Below are 21,890 nucleotides of genomic sequence, written 5' to 3'. Positions count from 1 at the left end.
GCCCATGTCCAGTCTGACCCTCGAGCCCGATACCCGCGACCAGGTCGCCGCCGCCCTCCACGGCGACGGCTGGATCGTCGCCTGCCTGTGCGCCGCCTGGTGCGGCACCTGCTCGTCCTACCGCGCCGCGTTCGACGGCCTGGCCGCGCGCCATCCCGACAAGACCTTCGTCTGGATCGACGTGGAAGACCAGGCCGACATCGTCGGCGACCTCGACGTCGAAAACTTCCCCACGCTGCTCGTGCAGCGCGGCGATGACGTCGCGTTCTTCGGCACCATGCTGCCGGATCCGAAAGTCGCCGACCGGCTGATCCAGGCGCAGTCGGAGCTGAGCAGCGCCGAACTCACGCGCCAGGCGGCCTCCACGCCGGAACGGCAGGCGTGGCAGCGCGAGTGCAACCTGCGCACCCTCATCGCCAACGCCGACGAGTGATCAACTCAAGCGCAGCGGCAGGCTGCGCAACCGCTGCCCCGTCAGCTTGAACACGGCGTTCGCCACGGCCGGCGCGACGGGCGGCACCGCGGGTTCGCCCATGCCTTCCGGCGGTTCCGCACTCGGTACGATGATGGTCTCCACCTCGGGCGCCTGCGTCATCCGCAGCACGGGATAATCGCCGAAATTCGTCTGCTGCGGCCGGCCATCCCTGAACGTGATTTCCCCCGCCAGCGCGGCCGACAGGCCGAACACGACGCTCGATTCGACCTGTTGCGCGACGATGTTCGGATTGACGACGAGGCCGCAATCGACGGCGCACACGACCTTGTGCACACGGATCTCCCTGTCTTCCACCGACACTTCCGCGACCTGCGCGACCACCGTGCCGAACGACTGGTGCACGGCGACGCCGTGCGCGCGGCCGTCCGCGGGCGTGCCCGCGCGCGCGAGCGCGGCGTCCAGCACGGCCAGGTGGCGCGGATGGTCTTTCAGCAGCGCGCGCCGCCACGCGACCGGGTCCTGCCCCGCCGCATGCGCCACCTCGTCCGCGAAGCTCTCCTTGAAGAACGTGTTGTGCGAGTGGCCGACCGAACGCCAGTACCCGATCGGCACGGCGCTGTCGACGGTCACGTGGCGGCTGCGGCGGTTCGCGATCGCGTACTGCAGGTCGTACTCGCCTTCCGCCGTCGTCTTGTCCGGACCGACGCCGGGCAGGCCGAGATTGCGCGGGAAGTACTGGTGGCCGATGGCGCCGCTCGCCAGCTTGCTGTCCCACGCGAGCACGCGCCCGTCCGCGCCGACGTGCGCCGTGTAGCGCGCCAGCGCGGCCGGGCGGTAGACGTCGTGGCCCGTGTCGTCCTCGCGCGTCCAGAGCAACTGCACCGGGCGGCCGCGCGTCTGCATGGCCACCGCGACGGCCTGCGCCACCATGTCCGTCTCCAGGCGCCGGCCGAAGCCGCCGCCCAGCATCGTCACCTCGATGGTCACGTCCTCGCGCGCGACGCCCGCAACCTTCGCCGCCACGTCCACCGCGATGCTCGGGACCTGCGTGGGCGACCACAGCGTTACTTTGCCGTTCAGGACCTGCGCCGTGCAGTTCTGCGGTTCCATCGTCGCGTGCGCGAGGAAGGGCGCGCGGTATTCGGCCTGCACGGTGCGCGTACCCGCGAGTTCGGGCGCGTCCTGGCTGCCGGCCTCGAAATACGCATGGCCCGATTCTTCATCGAGCGCCTTCGCAAAACCGGCGAACACGGACTCGCTCGACAACGCGGCATGCGGGCTCGCGGTCCACTGCACGGGCAGCGCCAGCGCGGCCTGCCTGGCCTGCCACCATCCCTTCGCCACCACGGCGACGCCGGCACCCGCGCCGGACAACGACGCGAGCGCGGACGATACGTCGACGACGTGCTCCACGCCCGGCAGCGCCGCCACCTTGCCCGCGTCGAACCCCGCGACACGCGCACCCAGCACGGGCGCCATGCACAGCGCCGCGTACAGCAGGCCTTCCGGCCGCACGTCGATGCCGAACACCGCGCGGCCGTTGACCTTCGATGGCGCGTCGCGCCGCGGCACGGGCTTGCCGATCAGGCGGAAGTCCGCGGGCGTCTTGAGGCGGACGTCGTCTGCATCGATGTCGCCGCCCAACGCGGCCGCGCGCCGCGCCAGCAGGCCGTACGGCGCGCGCCGTCCGTCCGGATGGAGCACCATGCCGTCGCGCGTCGACAGCGTCTCCGGTGTCGTCTTCCACTGTTCGGCGGCCGCGCGCAGCAGCATCGCGCGCGCGACGGCGCCGGCCGTACGCATCGTCGGCCACGCATCCTTCACGCTCGTCGAGCCGCCCGTGAACATAATGCCCAGCTCGCGCGCCACCTTGCCCGCGACCCAGCGTGCGCCCAGCTGGAAGTTGCCGGCATCGTCCGGATGGAACGGCAGGGTGTCGCGCAGGACGGTGAGGTTGGCGAAGATCTTGTCGATGGGCGCCTGCACGACGCGCACGGCTGCCAGCGGCGCGTCCAGCTCCTCGGCCAGCAGCACGGGCAGCGCCGTGTGCACGCCCTGCCCCATCTCGCTGCGCGGGACGACGACGTCGATGGTGCCGTCGGGAGAAATCGCGACCCAGCCGTTCAGGGCAACGGTGCGGGCATCGTGCACGGCAGCCGGCCCGGTCGCGCGCAAGCGCTGGCGCGGCGGCGCCACGCCCCAGCCGACGACGAGCGCCGCGCCCGCGGCCAGGCCTTTCATCAGGAACCGGCGCCGGCCCCCGCGCACGGTGCGTACCGGACCGCCGTCCTCCTTATCCGAACCTGGTCCGCCCGTGTCCCGCATCGTCCTGCCTCCATGTCTCCAACAATTCAGCCGGCTCCACCGGCCGGCCGTACAGATAGCCCTGCGCGCGCCGGCAGCCGTGGCGCAGCAGGAAGGCCGCCTGCTCGGCGGTCTCCACGCCTTCCGCGATCACCGCGAGATCCATGCTCTTGCCCAGCTGGACGATGGCGACCGCGATCGCCTCGTCGTCCTTGTCGGCGGGGATGTCCTTGATGAAGCTGCGGTCGATTTTCAAGGTCTGCACCGGCAGCTGCTTCAGGTACGCGAGCGACGAGTAGCCCGTGCCGAAATCGTCGATCGCCAGTTCCACGCCCAGCGCGTGCAGGTCGTTGATGTACTGGAGCGCGTCGCCCGTATTCATGATCACGGACTCCGTCACCTCCAGCTGCAGCCGCTGCGGCGCCAGGCCGGTGCCGGCCAGCGCGCACGCCACGAGCGGTGCGACGCTGCCGCGGTCGAACTGGCGTCCGGACAGGTTCACCGCCACCTTGGGCACGTACAGCCCGGCCTTCTCCCAGCATACCACCTGGCGGCACGCCTGTTCCAGCACCCAGGCACCCAGCTGGCAGATGAAGCCGATGTCCTCGGCGAGCGGGATGAAGCGCGCGGGCGGCACGTGGCCCAGTTCCGCGCTGTGCCAGCGCACGAGGGCCTCGACGCCGATCAGGCGGCCCGTCTCGATCTCGACCTGCGGCTGGTAATGCAGGCGGATCTCGCCCCGCTCGATCGCGCGCCGCAGCAGGCCTTCCATGCGCAGTCTCTCGGCCCCGTCGCCGTCCATCGACGGCGCATACAGCTGGTAGCCGTTGCGGCCGCGCGCCTTGGCCTGGTACATGGCCACGTCGGCATTCCGGATCAGCATGTTCATGTCGGCGGCATCCTGCGGGAACAGGCTGATGCCGACGCTGCCCGTGACGAACAATTCGTAGTCCGACACGAGCACGGGCCGCTCGAACAACTGCATCAGCTTTTCCGCCACCAGGCGCGCGCCGCGCGCGCCGTCGACGTCTTCCAGCAACACGATGAATTCGTCGCCGCCCAGGCGCGCCAGCGTGTCGCCGTCGCGCAGGCACTCGGCCAGCTGGCCCGCGACCTGCTTCAGCAGCTCGTCGCCGATGTGGTGGCCGAGCGTGTCGTTGACGGTCTTGAAGCGGTCGAGGTCGATGAACATCACCGCGAGCTCGCGGTTGTTGCGGGCCGCGCGCACCATCGCATGCCGCAGGCGGTCGTGGAACAGCAGGCGGTTCGGCAGGCCCGTGAGCGGGTCGTGGTGCGCCAGGTGGTCCAGCTTGTCCTGCGATTCCTTGACCTTCGTGATGTCGGAAAATACGCAGACGTAGTGCGTGACGGCGTCGGCATCGTCGCGCACCGCGGACACGGTCAGCCACTCGAGGTAAGTCTCGCCGTTCTTGCGGCGGTTCCGGAGTTCGCCGCGCCAGAAGCCCGTCTCCGCCAGGTCGGCCCACAGCGTCTCGGAGAACCCGGCGTCGTGGCTCGCCAGGCGCGTGAGGCTCGAATGCGTGCCGACCGCTTCGCTCTCCGTGTACCCGGTGATCTGCGTGAAGGCGGGGTTCGTCGCAACGATCTTGCCGTGCAGGTCGATCACCATCACGCCGTCGGCGATGTGTTCCAGCACGGTGGCCGACAGGCGCAGCTTTTCCTCGGTCTGGCGCCGCTCCGTGATGTCGGCGAACACCCAGATGCTGCCGTCGTCCTGGCGTTCCGGGTCGAGCGCGCGGCCGCTCACCGTGCACCATACCAGGCTGCCGTCGCGGCGGCGGAACTGGCGCTCGTCGCCGAAATCGCCGCCGCGCGCCAGCACGGGTTCCGCCACCTCGATGCCCTGCACGTAATCCTCGACGGTCGGGAACAGCACGCCGATCGGATCGCCCAGCAGCTCGCCCTCGCCGTAGCCGAACAATTCGTCGAAGCGGCGGTTGGTCGACACGACGCGGCGCTCGCGCACGTACATGATGCCGAACATGACGTTGTCCAGCACCGCGCCCTGCTCGGCCAGCAGCGCCTCGATGCGCATCTCGTTGTATTTGCGCTCACTGATGTCGGAGATGATCCCGTCGATCCAGAACGCGGCGTTGCCGTCGAAGCCGACCGGCTGGCCGCTTTCCAGCACCCAGCGCTCGATGCCGGCGGCGTCCGTGATGCGGTATTCGATCTCGTAAGGCCGCACGGCCAGCACGGCCTCCTTGACGAAGTGCCGCTGCATCCTGCGGTCTTCCGGGCAGATGACGTCGGCCCAGCGGTCCGTGTGCGCGCCGATGAATCGAGCCGCAGGATAGCCGGAGATGTCTTCGATGGCGTCGCTGACGAAGTCAATCAGGCCACCCGGCCGGGCGCGGAACACGGCGCCCGGCACCTGCGTGACGATGGTGCGGAAGCGTTCCTCGCGCCGCGCGATGTCCTGGAACAGGTCGCCGATCGCGATCCGCATGTGTTCCAGCTGGCCGCCGAGCCGGCCCAGTTCGTCGTTGGTGGACAGCGCGAGCGGCGCGTCGAACTGGCCGCGCGACAGGTGGTCGGAAAAGCTCATCAGGGTGCCCAGCGGCGCCAGCAGGCGGCGCCGCAGCAGCATCAGGATCAGCAGCAGCGACACGCCCAGCTGCACGGCCAGCACCAGCGCGTAGCGCACCTGCTTGGCGCGCAGCGATTGCTGGCTCAGGCTGTCGTCCATCTCGACCGTCACGTGGCCGATCGGCTGGCCGTGCACGACGACCTCGCGCTCGGCGCGCAGCACGTGGCCGGCGGGCACGGCGGCCGCGCGGCGGTCGATGAAATCGCCCTCCGCCTGCGCGCCCACGTGCACGCGCACGACGGCCGGGTCGCGCATCAGCGAATCGACGAGCGAGCGGGCCGCGTCGATGTTCATGTTCCACAGCGATTCCTGCATGCCGAGGGCGAGGATGTCGGCATTGCGCTGCAGGGTCTCGTCCAGCTCGCGGCGCGCGGCCTGCTGTTCCTGCACGCCGATCATGAAGTAGCCGCCCACGACGGCCGGTATCGCCAGGCCGCCGGCCACCAGCACGAGCAGCGCGGCGTACAGCGAGCGGCCGTACAGCCGCGCGAGGCGCGACGGTAACGCGGACAGGGCGGCACGAGATATGAAGGCCATGGCGGACGGATGCGGTGCCGGTCAGCCTGTGGCTGATACGACAACTTTATGTGGTAAATCAATAAGTTAATGCTTTTTTTGATTATGCACGCAACAGTTGCCGTACGTCACATCTTTTTAACGGCGCGCGCATGGTGGTAGCGGAAACCGTTACCTGGTTGCCACGTTGGCGATGCAAACTTACGTGATTTCCCATGCCGGTTGTGGAATTTCGCGATTGCGGGCGGTCTCCATGTTGCGTCCTGGCTGGACGTCTCTTTTCAATCCGGCAATGTCCCAAAGTATCTTTTCGAATGCGCTGTTCCCTGTAGAATTTTTTTAATCGACTCCTAGGAGGATACGAATAATTGAAGTTTTACATGCCAAAAGTGTTATTTGCGGGCGCCAAGCGGCAATGATGCAGGCTTGCTATCATCGGGGTCTTTATATATTGAGGAGGCATCCATGACACTTTCCCTGTACACGGCTTCGGTCCCCGTGTTCCGCCAGATCCTGGGCAGCCTGTCCGCCATCCTGACGAAGGCCGAGGCGCACGCGGACGCGAAGAAGCTGGATCCGAACGCGCTGCTGCAGGCGCGCCTGTTCCCGGACATGTTCCCGCTCGTGCGCCAGGTCCAGCTGGCGACGGATTTCGCCAAGGGCGCGGCCGCGCGCCTCGCGGGCGCCGACGTGCCGCGGTACGACGATGTGGAGACGGATTTCGCGGGCTTGCAGGCACGCCTTGAAAAGACGCTGGCCTTCCTGGACACGGTGGCGCGCGAGGCGGTGGATGCCGGCGGCGACCGCGACGTGACGATCGGCACGGGCGCCAACCAGCGCCAGTTCAAGGGCCAGGTTTATTTATTGCACTACGCGCTGCCGAACTTCTATTTCCACGCCGCGACGGCGTACGACATCCTGCGCCATAACGGACTGGAGATCGGCAAGCGGGATTTCGTCGGGACGTTCTGATCAGGTATTGCGGCGCGGGTAGCCCTGCGCCAGGATGCGCTGCCACACCACTTCCTTCTGCTCGGCCGTCATCGAGACCCAGTGGGCCACCTCGACGACGGTCCGGCCGCAGCCGCGGCAGATGTCGTCGAAGGTGGTCGAGCAGACTGCGACACAGGGCGTGTCCGGCCTCACCGGCAGGGGCGTTCCCTGCTGCGCGTCAACGGGCGGGGCCGACATCGAGCTTGTCCCAGCCTTCGTGGCCGAGCTGTTCCATGGTCTCGATATTCTTCTCGAAGATCTCGGCCGCATCGGGGATCGCTTCCACGGCACGGTCGATGCTGTCTTCGCGCAAGAGCTGCAGCACCGGGTAAGGCGAACGGTTCGTAAAGTTCTCGATGTCGTTCGGGTCCGTGTCCGCGAACTGGTAGTCAGGGTGGAAGCTGGCGATCTGCAGCTCGCCGTCCAGGCTCATGTCTTCGACGGCGGCGTCGGCCACGTCGAGGAATTCATTGAAGTCCAGGAAATCCTGCAGCACGTACGGGTGGATCAGCAGGGTCGTGTCGACCTGCTCCGGGTCCGTGTCGGCCAGCAGCTGCAGCTCGTCCATCAGCGTGTCCAGCAGGGATTCCGGCGTGCGCGCGTGGGAGACGACATAGCGCACCTGGTCCTTCACTTGCACCGCCTTCGCGAACGGACAAAGGTTCAGGCCGATCACGGCGCGGTCGACCCAGCGCCGGGTGGCGGCGATGATGGCGTCATCGTCCACGTTCTCGTTGGTAGTGCTCATTCGATGCTTTCCAAAAATACAAAACTGCTTGGTGCAGAGACGGCAATTGTACGCTTTTTGCGTCCTCTCATGGAACATCCGACAAGCCGGACTAACTTGAAAGACAGGCTGGTATTACCCGGCAGTCCATGAAGTCCAGGTACAAATTTGACAATGCCAGGCTCGTGAAAGCACCGATTTTCTCCGTCGAAATTTCATATACACCCAGGGGTATCCATAGAAGCGCTTGATTTTCGTCAGTCAAAGACAAGCTTGATGGAGCCATACCCCCGAATATATCGTCTTAACGGGTGTCCTCGTTAGCAAAAAGAATAGACAAGATTTTTTGTAACTGCGCCGACATATTTCTTGACTGACTCGGTAACTGGTCCGTACACTCCGACTTCACTCGTCAGTCCTGCCGTTCCTGGACGCAACACTGGAAAGCTATGAACGAAACGACTCGCTCCACTTACGCCCTGGCCATCGCGCTCCTGTCCGTCTCCGCGATCAGCCACGCCGCCGACAGCGCCCCGAGCCCGATCGCCCAGAGCAGCAGCAGCGCGGCCGCCATGGCCAAGGCGATCCTGCCGCAATCCCCGACCCCGTCCAAGTCCGACGACTACAAGGACCCCGACCTGTGGGCCCGCATCCGCAGCGGCTACGCCATTCCCGACATCGACAACGCCCTCGTCGCCAAGCACGTGCAGTGGTACGCGAGCCGTCCGGACTACCTGACGCGCACCTCGGGCCGCGCGTCGCTGTACCTGTACCACGTCGTGCAGGAGCTGGAAAAGCGCGGCATGCCGACGGAACTGGCCCTGCTGCCCGTGATCGAATCCGCGTTCAACCCGCAGGCCCTGTCGAACGCCGACGCGGCCGGCATCTGGCAGTTCGTGCCGGGCACGGGACGCGACTTCAACCTGCAGCAGAACATGTTCAAGGACGAGCGCCGCGGCGTACTCGCCTCGACCGACGCCGCCCTCACCTACCTGCAGCGCCTGTACACGATGTTCGGCGACTGGCAGCTGGCCCTCGCTGCCTATAACTGGGGCGAAGGCAATGTGCAGAAGGCGATCCAGAAAAACCGCGCGCTGGGCAAGCCGACCGACTTCGAGAGCCTGGCCGAGCTGATGCCGGCGGAAACCCGCAACTACGTGCCGAAGCTGCAGGCCGTCAAGAACATCATCGCCAATCCGGCCCAGTACGGCGTCGCGCTGCCGACGATCGACAACACGCCGTATTTCGTCGCCGTCGACAAGACGTCCGACATCGACCTGGCCGTGGCCGCCCAGCTGGCGGAGATGTCAGTCGACGAATTCAAGGCCCTGAACCCGCAATTCAAGAAGCCCGTGATCACGGGCGAATCGACCAAGATCCTGCTGCCGAAGGAAAACGCCGAGAAGTTCAACCTGAACCTCGCGCAATGGGGCCGCGCGCTGTCCACCTGGACCACGCACAAGATCACCTCGGCCCGCGAAAGCATCGCCTCGCTGGCCGCGAAACTGGGCACGACCCCGGAAGTCATCCGCCAGGCCAACAATATCCCGCCGCAGATGCGCCTGAAGGCCGGCTCGACCATCCTCGTGCCGAAGACCAGTGCTACCGCGGGCAACGACATCGCCGAAAGCATCGTCGAGAACGCGTCGATGGTGCTGGAAGCCGACCGCGGCGAATCGCGCCGCAACGGCCGCAAGCTGTCCGGCGCCCAGCGCTTCAAGGCCAGCGCCGCGCATGCCGTGGCCGAGATCAAGAGCCGCGTGTCGCGCGGCTCGAAGCCGGCCGTCAACGCCAACGGCCGCAAGCGCCGCTGATTTCGTATCGTTTCGACCACGCGACGGGCCCACGGCCCGTCAATACGCGCACATCTGGACGCGTGCCGTGCACGCTATTCAAAAGTGCGGTATAGTGTTGGTTGTGCGCTGCAATAAACATGGCAGTTCGCCGACAGCAGTACCACTAGCAGCTACGCAAGCCCAGGCACCCACGAAGGGTGCCTCTCCATAAAGCCCTCCCGCCCTGTGTGCCGAAACTGGCACCGTCCCGGCGCAAAGCTTTTGTGCCGAAATTTCTTTCGTTTCAGAGTCATTTCGTATCGTTGGCTCGCGTTGCTATTTCGCGTTCCGCTCCGAATAGCGTGGACGCTCACTGATCCATACCGAAAGTAAAGTTAAACAATGAGTTTTGAAGCACTAGGCTTACACGCGTCCATCGTCAAGGCAGTCTTCCAGGCCGGCTATGAAAAGCCGACCCCGGTGCAGGAGCAGGCGGTGCCGGCAGCGATCGCGGGCCGCGACCTGCTGGTCTCGTCGCAAACCGGTTCCGGCAAGACGGCGGCATTCATGCTGCCCTCCCTGCACAAATTCGCCGACGCCGAACCGGCCGCGGCCGGCCGTACCCCTGCGCAGGAAGCGCAGGCAGCACGTGCTCGTGGCGAGCGCGTCCGTTTCAAGGCAGCCCAGCCGAAAATGCTGGTCCTGACCCCGACCCGCGAACTGGCCCTGCAGGTGACCACCGCGACCGAACAGTACACCGCACACATGCGCCGCATCCGCGCCGTGTCGATCCTGGGCGGCATGCCGTATCCGAAGCAGATGCAACTGCTGGCCAAGAATCCGGAAATCCTCGTCGCGACCCCGGGCCGCCTGATCGACCACATGGAGTCGGGCAAGATCGACTTCTCGCAGCTCGAGATCCTCGTGCTGGACGAAGCGGACCGCATGCTGGACATGGGCTTCATCGACGACATCGAGAAGATCGTCGCCGCGACGCCGGAAACGCGCCAGACCATGCTGTTCTCGGCCACGCTGGATGGCGTCGTCGGCAACATGGCGCGCCGCATCACCAAGAACCCGCAGGTGATCCAGATCATGAGCGCGGCCAACCGCCACGAGAACATCACGCAGAAGGTGCACTTCGTCGACGACCTGTCGCACAAGAACCGCCTGCTCGACCACCTGCTGCGCGATGAAACCATGGACCAGGCCGTCGTGTTCACGGCGACCAAGCGTGACGCCGACATGATCGCCGACCGCCTGAACATCGCCGGCTTCGCGGCCGCCGCACTGCATGGCGACATGCACCAGGGCGCCCGCAACCGCACGCTGGACAGCATGCGTCGCGGCCAGGTGCGCGTGCTCGTGGCAACCGACGTCGCCGCGCGCGGCATCGACGTGCCGTCGATCACCCACGTGGTCAACTACGACCTGCCGAAGTTCCCGGAAGACTATGTGCACCGCATCGGCCGCACGGGTCGCGCCGGCCGCAACGGTACGGCAGTCTCGCTCGTGAACCACGCGGAAAGCATGAACGTGCGCCGCATCGAACGCTTCACCAAGCAGACCATTCCGGTCGACGTGGTGGAAGGCTTCGAGCCGAAGCGTTCGGCAGCACCCCGTTCGGGCGCGCGTCCGGGCTGGAAGCCGGGCGATGGCCGCAACGGCAAACCGGGCCAGCGCAGCTTCCACAAGCCGGCCGGTGAAGGCTACCGTGGCGACGCACCGCGTCGCGAAGGCGGTTACCGCAGCGAAGGCGCACCGCGCACCGAAGGCGGCTATCAGGGCCAGCGCCGCGAAGGTGGCTATCGCACTGAAAGCGCACCGCGTAGCGAAGGCGGCTACCAGGGCCAGCGTCGCGAAGGCGGCTTCCGTAGCGAAAGCGCCCCGCGCCGCGAACGCCCGGCCTTCGGCGCGCATCCGCGCTCGGCCGACTCGGCTCGTCGTACGTTCGGCGACCGCTAAGCTTCAGCAGGCATAAAGAAACCCCCGGCATCGCAAGGTGCCGGGGGTTTTGCTTATTTGTTTCATAAGGCGCAGCTGCGGAATCCGGCGAAGATGTCGTCCCGCTCCGGCGTGAAGAAATTGCGGAAATGCGGCGAGCGCAAGCGCGCCGGCGTCGCGAACGACGCGCCGCGCAAGGTCTGGCGCGTGCCGAACCACGGCGCCGAATAATCGCGGTAGCGGTCCGCCTCGAAGCCCGCGAACGGCAGGAAGGGGGACGCCGTCCATTCCCACAACTGCCCCCACGCAAAGCCCGGCTGGTTCGACCCCGCCGCGTATTCCCACTCGTCTTCCGTCGGCAGCCGGCGGCCCGCCCACGCGCACCAGGCCTGCGCTTCGTACAGGTTCACGTGGCGCACGGGTTCCGCGAGGTCGAGCGCGACCGGCCGGCCGAAGCGCACCGTGTACCAATCCTCGCCCTCGCGCGCCCAGTAGCGCGGCGCCGAGCGCTCCTGCGTCATCAGCCACGCGCGGCCGGCCTCCGTCCAGTACTGCGAACGCTCGTAGCCGCCGTCGTGCACGAAGTCGAGGTAGGCGGCCGTGCTGACGAGTCCCGCGTCGATGGCGAACGGGGCGACCTTGACGAGCGCGGCGTTTCGCTCGTTGTCGAACACGAAGCCCCTCGACTGGTCGCCGCCGCGCATGAACGACCCGCCGGGGAACGCGATGTCGCCCGCGCTGCCCGCGGCCGTCGACTGCGCGCGTGGCGCCAGCGCCCCCGCCGGCGCCGGCGCCGGCGCGCCGCGCGACTGCAGCGTCTGCAGGGAGTACAGGAAGGCTTCGCCGTGCATGTCCTCATGCGCCAGTGCCAGACGATACGGATACAGCGCGAGGTCGTCGTCGGCCTCGTGCGCGAGACGGTCGAGGATGCGGTCGAGCACCTCGTGGCAATAGGTTTTCACCGCACCCGGCGGCGGCAGGTCGAGCGTCCAGCGCGCGGCGTGCGGGACGGTGCCGGAATCGAACCAGTCGTCGCCGCGCGCCAGCAGCGAGTGGCCGCTGGCGGCGCCCGGCCGGCTGTCCAGTGCGCCGCGCAGCACGAACCATTCGGCGAACCAGGCCGTATGACCCAGTTCCCACAACGGCGGATTCACGATGGGCAGGCGCGGCACGCGGGCCGCGTCGTCGTAGCCGGCGGCCGCGAGGGCCTCGAACAGCGCGAGCGTATAATGCCGCGCATCCTGCAATGCGACGGCCAGTTCCCTGGGTCCCGCGTGGCGGAACGATGCTTGATTGACGGTCATGCATCATTGTACGACCAATTCCGACTCCGATTCCTACCGATGGCACGAGCGCACATCCACATCGTCAGCCCCGCATCCGCCCGCGAAAACAATGGCAACTGGCAGACCGCAAGCCGCTGGCGGCGCCACCTCGCGCGCGACTACCGCGTCACGATCGGCCCCGGCTGGCAACCGGGAGATGGCGTACCGGACCTGTTGATCGCGCTGCACGCGCGCCGCTCCGCCGCCGCGCTGACCGCGTTCAGCGATGCGCATCCGGACCGGCCTGCGCTGCTCGTCCTGACGGGCACTGACCTCTACCGCGACATCCACGACGACGCCGGCGCGCAAGGTTCGCTCGCCCGCGCGCGCGCGCTCGTCGTGCTGCAGCCGCGCGGGCTGGACGAGCTGCCTGAGGCCGTCCGCGCGAAGACGCACGTGATCTATCAATCGGCGCCGCGCCTGCGTCCCGCCCGGCCGCGCATGCCGCGCGACGTCGCGATGATCGGCCACCTGCGCATCGAAAAGGATCCGCAGACGTTCATGGATGCGGCCCGCCTCGTCGGCACGCCGGGCGTACGCCTCGTGCACATCGGCGCCGCGCTCGACGCGGACCTCGGCCGCCGCGCGCGGGAAACGCAGGACGCGACGTCCACCTACCGCTGGCTCGGCGCCCTGTCCCACATGGCGACGCGGCGCCGGCTGCGCCGCTGCCACGCGATGGTCATCGCATCGCGCATGGAGGGCGGCGCGAACGTCATCATCGAAGCGGTGACGAGCGGCGTGCCGGTGCTGGCATCGAACATCTCCGGCAACGTCGGCATGCTGGGCGACGACTACGCGGGCCTGTTCGCACCGGGCGATGCGCAGGCGCTGGCCCGCCTGATCGAACGCAGCGCGAACGACCCGCGTTTCGCCGAGCGCCTGCGCCGCCAGTGCGCGGCGCGCGCGGCCCTGTTCGCCCCCGCCGTCGAGCGAGCACGCCTGCTCGACTTGGTGGATAATCTTCTTCTTCAATCAACGCAAGCACACGAAGGCACCGTATGAACACATCCGCCGACCAACCCATCAAACTGACCTCGTTCTCCCACGGCGGCGGCTGCGGCTGCAAGATCGCGCCGGGCGTGCTGTCCGAGATCCTGAAAAAGTCGAGCGGCTTCCCCGTGCCGAAAGAGCTCATGGTCGGCATCGAGACGGCCGACGACGCGGCCGTCTACAAGCTGAACGACGAGCAGGCGCTGATCGCCACGACCGACTTCTTCATGCCCATCGTCGACGACCCGTTCGACTTCGGGCGCATCGCCGCCACCAACGCGATCTCGGACGTGTATGCGATGGGCGGCACGCCGATCATGGCGCTGGCCCTCGTCGGCATGCCGATCAACAAGCTGCCGCTGGAGACGATCGGCAAGATCATCCAGGGTGGCGAATCGATCTGCGCGGAAGCGGGCATCCCCATCGCGGGCGGTCACACGATCGACTCCGTGGAACCCATCTACGGCCTCGTCGTGATGGGTCTCGTGCACCCGTCGAAGGTGAAGCGCAACGCGGATGCGCGCGCGGGCGACGTGCTCGTCCTCGGCAAGCCGCTGGGCGTGGGCGTGCTGTCGGCCGCGCTGAAGAAGGATCAACTGGATGCGGACGGCTATGCCGCGATGGTCGCGAACACGACGAAGCTGAACAAGCCGGGCAAGGCATTGTCGGAACTGGCGGGCGTGCACGCGCTGACGGACGTCACCGGCTTCGGCCTGCTGGGCCACCTGCTCGAGCTGGCGCGCGGCGCGCAGCTGACGGCGCAGCTGGACATGGCGAACATCCCGCTGCTGCCGGGTGTCGAGGCGCTGGCCCACGCCGGCTATTTCACGGGCGCGTCGGGCCGCAACTGGGATGCGTACGGCCACGACGTCGAACTGGGCGCCGCGATCACGGACACGCAGCGCGTGCTGCTGACGGACCCGCAGACGTCGGGCGGCCTGCTCGTCGCCTGCGATCCGGGCAGCGTCGACGAGGTGCTGGCGCTGTTCCGCCGCGAAGGCTTCGGCGACGCGGCCGTCATCGGGTCGATGGCGGCCGGCGCGCCGAAAGTCGTCGTCGGCTGAACGCCCGGTCAAACCATAAACAGGCCGCCGTCGCGGTCCGGATGCGTCGCGTCCGGATCGATGTCGAGCACGACCCCGTCCGCGCCGGGAATGCGCACGGGCAGCAGCTGGATGATGTCGTAGCGTTTCTGTTCCGCGTACAGGCGCGAGCCCGCGAAGGCGGTCGACTGCGACAGCCAGGACAGGGTCGCCTGGCCCCGCTCGACCAGCGTGCCGCAGCACAGGCCCGAGCCGTACACGCCCACGCGGTACGACGGTTTGCCTTCCGCCGCCACGTACAGCGCCGCGTGCACGCCGGTAAAATAATTGCTGACGGCGCCGTCGAGATCGGGCTGCGTCGGATCGTAGTCGACTGCGAAATAGATCGCGGAGCCGAACGGTTGCCCGATCACGTCACGGGCCATCTGGAAGGCCGCCGCGCCGTCCGCCAGGCCCTGCGCGCGCGTAAAAAAGCCGGCGCGGGTGCCGCTCGTTTCCCACACGACGCCGAGCGCGAGTCCCGCCTGCGACAGCGCCCGCGCCTCGCCCAGCGACAAATTCTTGGCCGCGTTGTGGCTGTAGTAGCGCAGCGCGAACGCGTAGCCCTGTTCCTTCAGCGCCTGGGCGTGGCGCGTCAGTTCCATCGTCGTGTCGAGACCTTTCAGTACGGGCATGGTGTCCTCCTGGCGACATGAAGCGCGTACTGTGACACTCGGCTCATCCAGAGAAGTTGATTGTTCGCAAAAACCGTGGTGACCAAACGACAACACACGAAACGCTTGACACGCCAAACAAAATTCACTTAGAGTGGAGAAATGTTCTCCCCTCTGCCTCTGTCGACTTCCCTATCGCTTGCCCGCGCGCTAACGCCGGCAGCCCTGCTACTACGCGCGTAAATCGCCGCTGTCCCGCCCGGCCAAGCTTGCCGGATTCGTAGCCCAAGGAAAGTTGTACCGATGTTTGCCACTACCACATCCACGCTGTCTGTTATTTCCGCCGGAGCTTTCCTGCTGTCTGCCGGCGCACGTGTGGTGTTTCGCTCGCTAAAACTACCGATCGGTTGCCGGGCCTAGCGTCCGTGGCCCGTCCGGCAGCCTCCCGCCACCACGATCGAAACGACACCTTCACCAGCATTTGATAATCAGGAGCACCGCCATGTTGACCAACCCTTCCGCCAAATACCGCCCCTTCCCCGCCGTCCCGTTGGCCGACCGCCAGTGGCCGAACCGCATCATCGACAAGCCGCCGGTCTGGATGAGCACCGACCTGCGCGACGGCAACCAGGCACTCATCGAGCCGATGAGCCCGGAGAAGAAACTGCGCTTCTTCGAAAAGCTCGTGCAGATCGGCGTGAAGGAAATCGAGGTGGGCTTCCCGTCCGCGTCGCAGACGGACTTCGACTTCGTACGCATGCTGGTCGAGGAAAAGCGCATTCCGGACGACGTCACCATCATCGTGCTGACGCAGGCTCGTGAAGAACTGATCCGCCGCACCGTCGAATCGTGCGTGGGCGCCAGGCAGGCCATCGTCCACGTCTACAACTCGGTCGCGCCGGTGTTCCGCCGCGTCGTGTTCGGCATGAACCAGGACGAGATCGTGCAGATCGCCGTCAACGGCACGAAGCTGATCAAGGAACTGGTCGCCCAGCATCCGGACACGAAATGGGGCCTCGAATACTCGCCAGAGTCGTTCTCGACGACGGAACTGGATTTCTCCAAGCGCATCGTCGACGCCGTCGTCGACGTGTGGCAGCCGAGCGCGGACAACAAGGTGATCGTCAACCTGCCGTCGACCGTGGAAGCGGCGACGCCGAACGTCTACGCCGACCAGATCGAATGGATGTGCCGTAACCTGAAGCAGCGCGAGAACCTCGTGATCAGCGTGCACCCGCACAACGACCGCGGCACCGCCGTCGCCGCCGCCGAGCTGGCCGTGATGGCCGGCGCCGACCGCGTCGAAGGCTGTTTGTTCGGCAACGGCGAGCGCACCGGCAACGTCGACCTGGTCACCCTCGCGCTGAACCTGTACACGCAAGGCGTGCACCCGGGCCTGGACTTCTCGGACATCGACGCCGTCCGCCAGCTGGTCGAGGAATGCAACCAGATCCCCGTGCACCCGCGCCATCCGTACGTCGGCGACCTCGTGTTCACCGCGTTCTCCGGCTCGCACCAGGACGCGATCAAGAAGGGCTTCGCGAAGCAGCAGGCGGACGCGATCTGGGAGGTGCCGTACCTGCCGATCGACCCGGCCGACCTGGGCCGCAGCTACGACGCCGTGATCCGCGTGAACAGCCAGTCCGGCAAGGGCGGCATGGCCTACCTGCTCGAGCAGGAATACGGCCTCGAACTGCCGCGCCGCCTGCAGATCGAATTCTCGCGCGTCGTGCAGAAGCATGCCGACGCCACCGGCGGCGAAGTGGCCGCCGCCGACATCCACGCCCTGTTCGACCGTGAGTACTTCAACCAGGAAAACGCGGCCTACCGCTACGTCTCGCACCGCCTGGTCGAGAACAGCGAGGGCGAGGAGCGCGTGCAGATCGACACGACCGTCCAGCACAACCGCGTGACGGAGCCGCACCAGGGCACCGGCAACGGCCCGATCGACGCCTTCGTCAACGCGCTCGGCCTGGACATCCGTTTGATGGACTACCACGAGCACTCGATCGGCTCGGGCGCCGATGCGCGCGCCGCCTGCTACGTCGAGCTGCGCCTCGCGAACGGCCCCACGCTGTTCGGCGCCGCCATCGACAGCAATATCGTGACCGCGTCGTTCAAGGCCGTGTTGTCGGCCGTGAACCGCCAGCTGGCGCTCAGCGCGGAACAGGCGCCGCAGCAGGCCGCCTGACCAGTCCTTCCAGCACCCCGGCGACCGTCTCCGCCTGACGGTCCGCATCGAACGCCGCGTGGCGCCGCGCAAATGCCTGCGCCGTCACGCGGAAGTCGCTCCCCGCCAGCATCCGGCCCACGACGGCATCCCAGTCGAGCGGGCGCGCCATCTCGTTCACGTTGATACCGGCCCCCAGCCGGCGCACGCGGCGCGCCGTCAGGAACGACTCGGCCGTGCGCGGCAGCAGCAGCAAGGGCACGCCGGCCAGCAGCGCCTGCGACACGGTCGATTCGCCTGCATGGCAGATTGCGAAGGCCGACTGGCGCAAGGCCTGGTCCAATGCCACCGGCCCCGCGGCCCACTCGACCAGCGGATGCGCGTACGGCGGCGCGGCGCCCGCCGCCACGTCGGGCAGGTAGCACAGCGTGCGGCAGCCGGCGCGCGCGAGCGCTTCCAGCATCGCGCCATGCTCCGGGTGCGGCCCGCGCAGGTAGGCGAACACGCGCGGACCGGCGCCTTGCGGCCAGGCCGGCACGCCCGCGCCGGTGCCGCCGATCGTGGGGCCGAACCAGCGCGCATCCGTCTCCGCGCGGCCCCACGGATCGAGTTCCGGCCACGTGCACAGCAGCGGCGCATCGCCCCGCAACAGGTCGGCCGCGCGCGCGTACGCCGGCGCGCCATGGCGGGCCAGCACGGCATTGGCGGTCGCCAGCACGCGTGCCTCGGTCGCCGCCATGCGCGCCTGCGGGACCGCTTCCCAGTCGCGCAGCGGCGGCAGCGGTCCCGCGGGCGGAATCTGGAAGCCCGCGCCGACGGCGCTGCTCGCGATGCCGAGGCTGCGCGCGGCCAGCAGCGCGCCCGGTGCGTAATCGCCCACGACGACGTCAGCCTGGAGCGCGCTGAATAAATGGCGCCAGCCGTCGACGAGCCCCGTCATCGCGTCCGCATCGAGCCAGCCGCAGGCGAGCAGGATGTCGGCGAGACTCGCCTCGCCGGGCGGCAGCGCTTCCACGCGGTGCAGCCACAGGGGTGCCTGGTAGACGGGGAGGCGCATGTCGGCCAGCAGGCGGCGCGTGTGCACGAGGTCGCGCAGCACGAACGATACGGCGTGCCCGCGCGCGATGAGCGGTCGTGCGAGCGCTTTCAGGCGGCCGGCGTGGCCGAGGGCCGCGCCGAGTTCCCAGCAAAAGACGATATTGGCCATCAGGGCGCCGTCCGCATCGGCAGCGGATCTTCTCCTTGCCCCTTCTGCCCCACGCGCTCGTATTCCGCGATGACCTGGGCGCCGAACAGCAGCAGGCTGGCCGCGATCTCGAGGCTGAACATGACGACGATCGCGGTGCTCATCGAGCCGTACACGAGGTTCACCTTCGACAGCGTCGTGAAGTACCACACGAGCACATGGCGCGCGACTTCCCACAGCAGCGCGGCCGTCACGCCGCCGATGAGCGCATGCGACAGCGACAGCCGCCCCACCGGCATCACGAGGTAGATCGACGTCAGCACGAGGATCTCGCCCACGAGTCCCAGCAGGTACAGCAGCGCGCCGGACACGCCGTGCAGCGACCACGCGTGGCCGAACAGTTCGACGCTCTCCGAACCGATCACCTGCAGCGTGCCGGCGACGAGCGTCACGATCATCACGCCAAAGCCCAGCGCAAGGATGTAGCAGTACGGGAGCACGGCCGACACGAGGAAGTGGCGGCGGCGCACGGCCACGCGATGCACGAAGATCACGCTCATCGCGTTTTCCAGCACGGTGAACGCGAGGGAGCTGAAGAACAGCATCGTGAAGCCGAGCACCCACGTGATCAGGTCGCGCGTGTCGAGAAAATGCGCGACCTCCGCCACGATCGAGCCGGACTGCCCCGGCACGAGCAGTTCCAGGTAGCGGCGCAGGGTGAGCAGCAGGTTGACCTGGTCGATGAAGTGCGACAGCACGACGACGACCAGCATCAGGAACGGCACGATCGACAGCAGCGCGTAATAAGCGACGGCGCCGGCCAGCAGCAGGCCCTGGTTGGCGCGGAAGGCGCGTACGCACTGCAGGGTGAAGTCGAGCGGGTGCGCGACGATCCACGCATTGGCGCGCCGGTTCAGCACACGCAGGCGCAGGCCGCGCGCCGGCTTCATCGCGCCAGCCTGATCCCGCTGAACTGCCAGCGTGCGCCGGCCGGGAAAAAGTTGCGGTAGCTGGCGCGCGCATGCCCGTGCGGCGTTGCGCACGACGAGCCGCGCAGCACGTACTGGTTGACCATGAACTTGCCGTTGTACTCGCCGATCGCACCCGCGGCCGGGGCGAAGCCCGGGTAAGGCGCGTAGCTGCTCGCGGTCCACTGCCAGCACTCGCCGAACATCTGCGCGAGACCGCTGCTGCCCGCCGCGCGCGGATGCAGGTCGCCGCAGGTCAGCGCGGCGTCGCGCGCCGCGAACTCCCATTCCGCTTCGGTCGGCAGGCGCGCGCCGCGCCAGCGCGCGTACGCGTCGGCTTCGTACAGCGACACGTGCGCGACGGGCCGCGCCGGGTCCAGCGCCTGCAGGCCGTGCAAGGTGAACTCGCGCCGGCGGTCGCCGTCGTCGCCCCAGTACAGCGGCGCGTCCAGCGTGCCGTTCGCGACGAGGTCCCAGCCGTCGGACAGCCACAGCGCCGGATCGCGGTACCCGCCCTCCTCGACGAATTCGAGGTACTCGCCGTTCGTCACGAGGCGCGACGCGAGCGCGAACGGTTGCAGGTACTGGCGGTGGCGCGGGCTTTCGTTGTCGAAGGCGAAGCCGTCGCCGGCGTGGCCGATCTCGGCGAGGCCGCCGTCGAACTCGATCCAGGCCAGCGGTTCCACCGGGCCCGATGCGGGCAGCGGCGAATCGATATAGGCCGGGTACAGCGGATTGCGCGACAGCAGGTGCTTGACGTCCGTGAGGATCAGTTCCTGGTGCTGCTGCTCGTGCTGCAGGCCCAGCTCGACCAGGGCCGCGAGTTCGGCGTCGTCCGGCCTGGAAGCCAGCAGGCGCAGCAGGCGGGCGTCGACGGCGGCCCGGTAGGCCTGCACCTCGGCCAGCGTCGGCCGCGTCAGGAGGCCCCGCTGGGCGCGCGGATGCTTCGCGCCGACGCCGTTATAGTATGAGTTGAACAGTACGCGGAACGCCGCGTCGTGGGGCCGAAAGCCCGGTTCGCGCGGCTCGAGGATGAAGGTCTCGAAGAACCACGTGGTATGCGCCAGGTGCCATTTGATCGGGCTCGCGTCGGGCATCGACTGGGCACAGCAGTCCTCGGCCGTCAGCGGCTCGGCCAGGTGCAGCGTGCGCTGCCGCACGTGTGCGAACGCGGTGGACAGGCGGTGTTCGGAGGCTCCCATCGCGACTCCTTCAATGCGACAGTGCGCGCGCGTAGATCACGGCGAACCACTGTTTCGGGTCCGTCCATGCGCGCGCGGCCGCGAAGCCCGCCTGGGCCAGCAGGCCGACGGCGTCGCTCTGGCGGTATTTGTAGCTGTTTTCCGTGTGGATCCACTCGCCCGCCGCGAACCGGCGGCTGCCGCCGCGCCACGTCACCTGCTGCGCGGTCTGCGCCTCCAGGTGCATCTCGACGCGGCCCTGGGCCGGGTTGTAGAAGCCGCGATGGCGCCACTGGCGGATGTCGAAGTCGGCACCCAGCAGGCGGTTCACGTGGCGCAGCACGTTGAGGTTGAACGCGGCCGTCACGCCCAGCGCATCGTCGTAGGCGGCGTCCAGCACGGCGTGCTCCTTGGCGAGGTCGATGCCTATGAGGAGCCCCCCGTCGCGCCCGCACTGCGCATGCACGCGCTGCAGGAAATCGCGCGCCTCGTCGGGCGTGAAATTGCCGATCGACGAGCCGGGATAAAAGAACAGGCGGCGCTCCTCGCGCACGCTGTCGGGCAGTTCGAGGCTGCCCGAGAAATCCATGCCGAGCGGGCGCATCTCGATGTGGCGGAAACGCTGGCGCAGGCGCTCGACGGCATCGAGCAGGAATTCGGCCGAGATGTCGACGGGGACATACTGGCGCGGCTGCAGCAGCGGGAACAGGTTCGCCGCCTTGGCGCAATTGCCGGCGCCCAAGTCGATCAACGTGGCACCGGTGCCGACCGTACGCGCGATCTCGGGGCCATGCAGGTCGAAGATGCCGGCTTCCGTCCGCGTGGGGTAGTACTCGGGCAATTCGCAGATCGCCTCGAACAGCTTCGACCCCAGCGGGTCGTACAGGAACTTGGGCGAGATCCAGGGCTGGCGCGCGCTCAGGCTTTCTGCCAGCTCGGCGGGTATGTGCAATCCATCGTTGTTTACTACGGGCACTGCGGGCGACGTGGCGTTCAGCATCGGGTGTCCTCGTTGGTGCGGCCGCACCGTGCGGCCGGCTGGAATGTTGCCGTTCCGGCCATGAT

17 protein-coding genes are annotated in these 21,890 nt (G+C 67.6%); 7 read left to right on the top strand and 10 right to left on the bottom strand.

All coding sequences use genetic code 11. The features are described from left to right. Positions 1–4: 4 nt before the first annotated feature. Positions 5–433, top strand: a complete 429-nt coding sequence (locus tag QPK29_RS15150) for a thioredoxin family protein (RefSeq protein WP_371769899.1) — start codon at positions 5–7, stop codon at positions 431–433. Here QPK29_RS15150 and QPK29_RS15145 read toward each other — a convergent pair whose 3' ends face one another. Both QPK29_RS15145 and QPK29_RS15140 read right to left on the bottom strand, forming a co-directional pair. Next, positions 434–2,677: a xanthine dehydrogenase family protein molybdopterin-binding subunit gene (locus QPK29_RS15145; protein WP_371770034.1), complete on the bottom strand. Its 2,244-nt coding sequence runs from the start codon at positions 2,675–2,677 to the stop codon at positions 434–436. 52 nt (positions 2,678–2,729) lie between these two features. Further along, a complete protein-coding gene (locus tag QPK29_RS15140) occupies positions 2,730–5,888 on the bottom strand; it encodes a sensor domain-containing protein (RefSeq protein ID WP_371769900.1) in 3,159 nt (1,052 codons plus the stop codon). A gap of 444 nt (positions 5,889–6,332) precedes the next feature. Between QPK29_RS15140 and QPK29_RS15135 the strand changes: the two genes are divergently transcribed. Then, positions 6,333–6,839, top strand: a complete 507-nt coding sequence (locus QPK29_RS15135; RefSeq protein ID WP_056127887.1) for a DUF1993 domain-containing protein — start codon at positions 6,333–6,335, stop codon at positions 6,837–6,839. On the opposite strand, the gene QPK29_RS15130 is transcribed toward QPK29_RS15135, so the two are convergent. Both QPK29_RS15130 and QPK29_RS15125 read right to left on the bottom strand, forming a co-directional pair. Beyond that, complete coding sequence (locus QPK29_RS15130) at positions 6,840–7,058, bottom strand: DUF1289 domain-containing protein (protein ID WP_371762546.1); 219 nt, start codon at positions 7,056–7,058, stop codon at positions 6,840–6,842. Next, a complete protein-coding gene (locus tag QPK29_RS15125) occupies positions 7,039–7,608 on the bottom strand; it encodes a DUF1415 domain-containing protein (RefSeq protein WP_160408613.1) in 570 nt (189 codons plus the stop codon). The genes QPK29_RS15130 and QPK29_RS15125 overlap by 20 nt, the downstream gene beginning before the upstream one ends. 428 nt (positions 7,609–8,036) lie before the next feature. On the opposite strand from QPK29_RS15125, the gene QPK29_RS15120 reads away from it, so the two are divergent. After that, a complete protein-coding gene (locus tag QPK29_RS15120; protein WP_056127877.1) occupies positions 8,037–9,401 on the top strand; it encodes a transglycosylase SLT domain-containing protein in 1,365 nt (454 codons plus the stop codon). 363 nt (positions 9,402–9,764) lie between these two features. After that, on the top strand, positions 9,765–11,327 hold the full coding sequence (locus tag QPK29_RS15115) for a DEAD/DEAH box helicase (protein ID WP_056127874.1): 1,563 nt from the start codon (positions 9,765–9,767) through the stop codon (positions 11,325–11,327). Positions 11,328–11,389: 62 nt separating this feature from the next. On the opposite strand, the gene senA is transcribed toward QPK29_RS15115, so the two are convergent. After that, entirely contained in the window at positions 11,390–12,610 is a 1,221-nt protein-coding gene (gene senA / locus QPK29_RS15110; RefSeq protein ID WP_200949097.1) for a selenoneine synthase SenA, read from the bottom strand. A gap of 39 nt (positions 12,611–12,649) precedes the next feature. Between senA and senB the strand changes: the two genes are divergently transcribed. Together senB and selD are read left to right on the top strand one after the other, a co-directional pair. After that, entirely contained in the window at positions 12,650–13,636 is a 987-nt protein-coding gene (senB, locus tag QPK29_RS15105) for a selenoneine biosynthesis selenosugar synthase SenB (protein ID WP_371769901.1), read from the top strand. Then, positions 13,633–14,688 carry a selenide, water dikinase SelD gene (selD, locus tag QPK29_RS15100; RefSeq protein WP_371769902.1) on the top strand — a complete coding sequence of 352 codons (1,056 nt, stop codon included), beginning with the start codon at positions 13,633–13,635 and terminating at the stop codon, positions 14,686–14,688. Before senB ends, selD begins: the two co-directional genes overlap by 4 nt. 8 nt (positions 14,689–14,696) lie before the next feature. Here the strand turns inward: selD and QPK29_RS15095 are convergent, their stop codons facing one another. Continuing rightward, a complete protein-coding gene (locus QPK29_RS15095) occupies positions 14,697–15,341 on the bottom strand; it encodes a DUF1906 domain-containing protein (RefSeq protein WP_371769903.1) in 645 nt (214 codons plus the stop codon). Between the two features lie 481 nt (positions 15,342–15,822). Between QPK29_RS15095 and leuA the strand changes: the two genes are divergently transcribed. Continuing rightward, a complete protein-coding gene (leuA, locus tag QPK29_RS15090) occupies positions 15,823–17,511 on the top strand; it encodes a 2-isopropylmalate synthase (protein WP_056127864.1) in 1,689 nt (562 codons plus the stop codon). Here the strand turns inward: leuA and QPK29_RS15085 are convergent. From QPK29_RS15085 to egtD, 4 genes are read right to left on the bottom strand one after another with little or no spacing between them, the layout of a single operon-like run. Further along, on the bottom strand, positions 17,477–18,697 hold the full coding sequence (locus tag QPK29_RS15085; protein ID WP_371769904.1) for a glycosyltransferase: 1,221 nt from the start codon (positions 18,695–18,697) through the stop codon (positions 17,477–17,479). The two genes, leuA and QPK29_RS15085, sit on opposite strands and share 35 nt — an antisense overlap. Continuing rightward, positions 18,697–19,626, bottom strand: coding sequence for a YihY/virulence factor BrkB family protein (locus QPK29_RS15080; protein ID WP_371769905.1), 930 nt, complete (start codon positions 19,624–19,626; stop codon positions 18,697–18,699). Before QPK29_RS15080 ends, QPK29_RS15085 begins: the two co-directional genes overlap by 1 nt. After that, positions 19,623–20,846: an ergothioneine biosynthesis protein EgtB gene (gene egtB, locus QPK29_RS15075; protein ID WP_371769906.1), complete on the bottom strand. Its 1,224-nt coding sequence runs from the start codon at positions 20,844–20,846 to the stop codon at positions 19,623–19,625. The genes QPK29_RS15080 and egtB overlap by 4 nt, the downstream gene beginning before the upstream one ends. Positions 20,847–20,856: 10 nt before the next feature. Next, positions 20,857–21,825, bottom strand: coding sequence for an L-histidine N(alpha)-methyltransferase (gene egtD, locus QPK29_RS15070; RefSeq protein WP_371769907.1), 969 nt, complete (start codon positions 21,823–21,825; stop codon positions 20,857–20,859). Positions 21,826–21,890: the final 65 nt, after the last annotated feature.

This window comes from Massilia orientalis, from assembly GCF_030411975.2.
Lineage (GTDB): Bacteria > Pseudomonadota > Gammaproteobacteria > Burkholderiales > Burkholderiaceae_D > Telluria > Telluria orientalis.
Note: the sequence above shows the minus strand (reverse complement) of the source record. Positions and strands in the feature narration are given on the sequence as shown.

Excerpts from the sequence above, each read along its gene's own strand:
- QPK29_RS15145 (WP_371770034.1), bottom strand. The coding sequence starts at position 2,677 with ATGAAAGGCCTGGCCGCGGGCGCGGCGCTCGTCGTCGGCTGGGGCGTG.
- egtD (WP_371769907.1), bottom strand. The coding sequence starts at position 21,825 with ATGCTGAACGCCACGTCGCCCGCAGTGCCCGTAGTAAACAACGATGGA.
- senB (WP_371769901.1), top strand. The coding sequence starts at position 12,650 with ATGGCACGAGCGCACATCCACATCGTCAGCCCCGCATCCGCCCGCGAA.
- QPK29_RS15150 (WP_371769899.1), top strand. The coding sequence starts at position 5 with ATGTCCAGTCTGACCCTCGAGCCCGATACCCGCGACCAGGTCGCCGCC.
- QPK29_RS15140 (WP_371769900.1), bottom strand. The coding sequence starts at position 5,888 with ATGGCCTTCATATCTCGTGCCGCCCTGTCCGCGTTACCGTCGCGCCTC.
- selD (WP_371769902.1), top strand. The coding sequence starts at position 13,633 with ATGAACACATCCGCCGACCAACCCATCAAACTGACCTCGTTCTCCCAC.
- QPK29_RS15080 (WP_371769905.1), bottom strand. The coding sequence starts at position 19,626 with ATGAAGCCGGCGCGCGGCCTGCGCCTGCGTGTGCTGAACCGGCGCGCC.
- QPK29_RS15085 (WP_371769904.1), bottom strand. The coding sequence starts at position 18,697 with ATGGCCAATATCGTCTTTTGCTGGGAACTCGGCGCGGCCCTCGGCCAC.
- QPK29_RS15115 (WP_056127874.1), top strand. The coding sequence starts at position 9,765 with ATGAGTTTTGAAGCACTAGGCTTACACGCGTCCATCGTCAAGGCAGTC.
- QPK29_RS15125 (WP_160408613.1), bottom strand. The coding sequence starts at position 7,608 with ATGAGCACTACCAACGAGAACGTGGACGATGACGCCATCATCGCCGCC.
- QPK29_RS15135 (WP_056127887.1), top strand. The coding sequence starts at position 6,333 with ATGACACTTTCCCTGTACACGGCTTCGGTCCCCGTGTTCCGCCAGATC.
- QPK29_RS15130 (WP_371762546.1), bottom strand. The coding sequence starts at position 7,058 with ATGTCGGCCCCGCCCGTTGACGCGCAGCAGGGAACGCCCCTGCCGGTG.
- leuA (WP_056127864.1), top strand. The coding sequence starts at position 15,823 with ATGTTGACCAACCCTTCCGCCAAATACCGCCCCTTCCCCGCCGTCCCG.
- senA (WP_200949097.1), bottom strand. The coding sequence starts at position 12,610 with ATGACCGTCAATCAAGCATCGTTCCGCCACGCGGGACCCAGGGAACTG.
- QPK29_RS15095 (WP_371769903.1), bottom strand. The coding sequence starts at position 15,341 with ATGCCCGTACTGAAAGGTCTCGACACGACGATGGAACTGACGCGCCAC.
- QPK29_RS15120 (WP_056127877.1), top strand. The coding sequence starts at position 8,037 with ATGAACGAAACGACTCGCTCCACTTACGCCCTGGCCATCGCGCTCCTG.
- egtB (WP_371769906.1), bottom strand. The coding sequence starts at position 20,846 with ATGGGAGCCTCCGAACACCGCCTGTCCACCGCGTTCGCACACGTGCGG.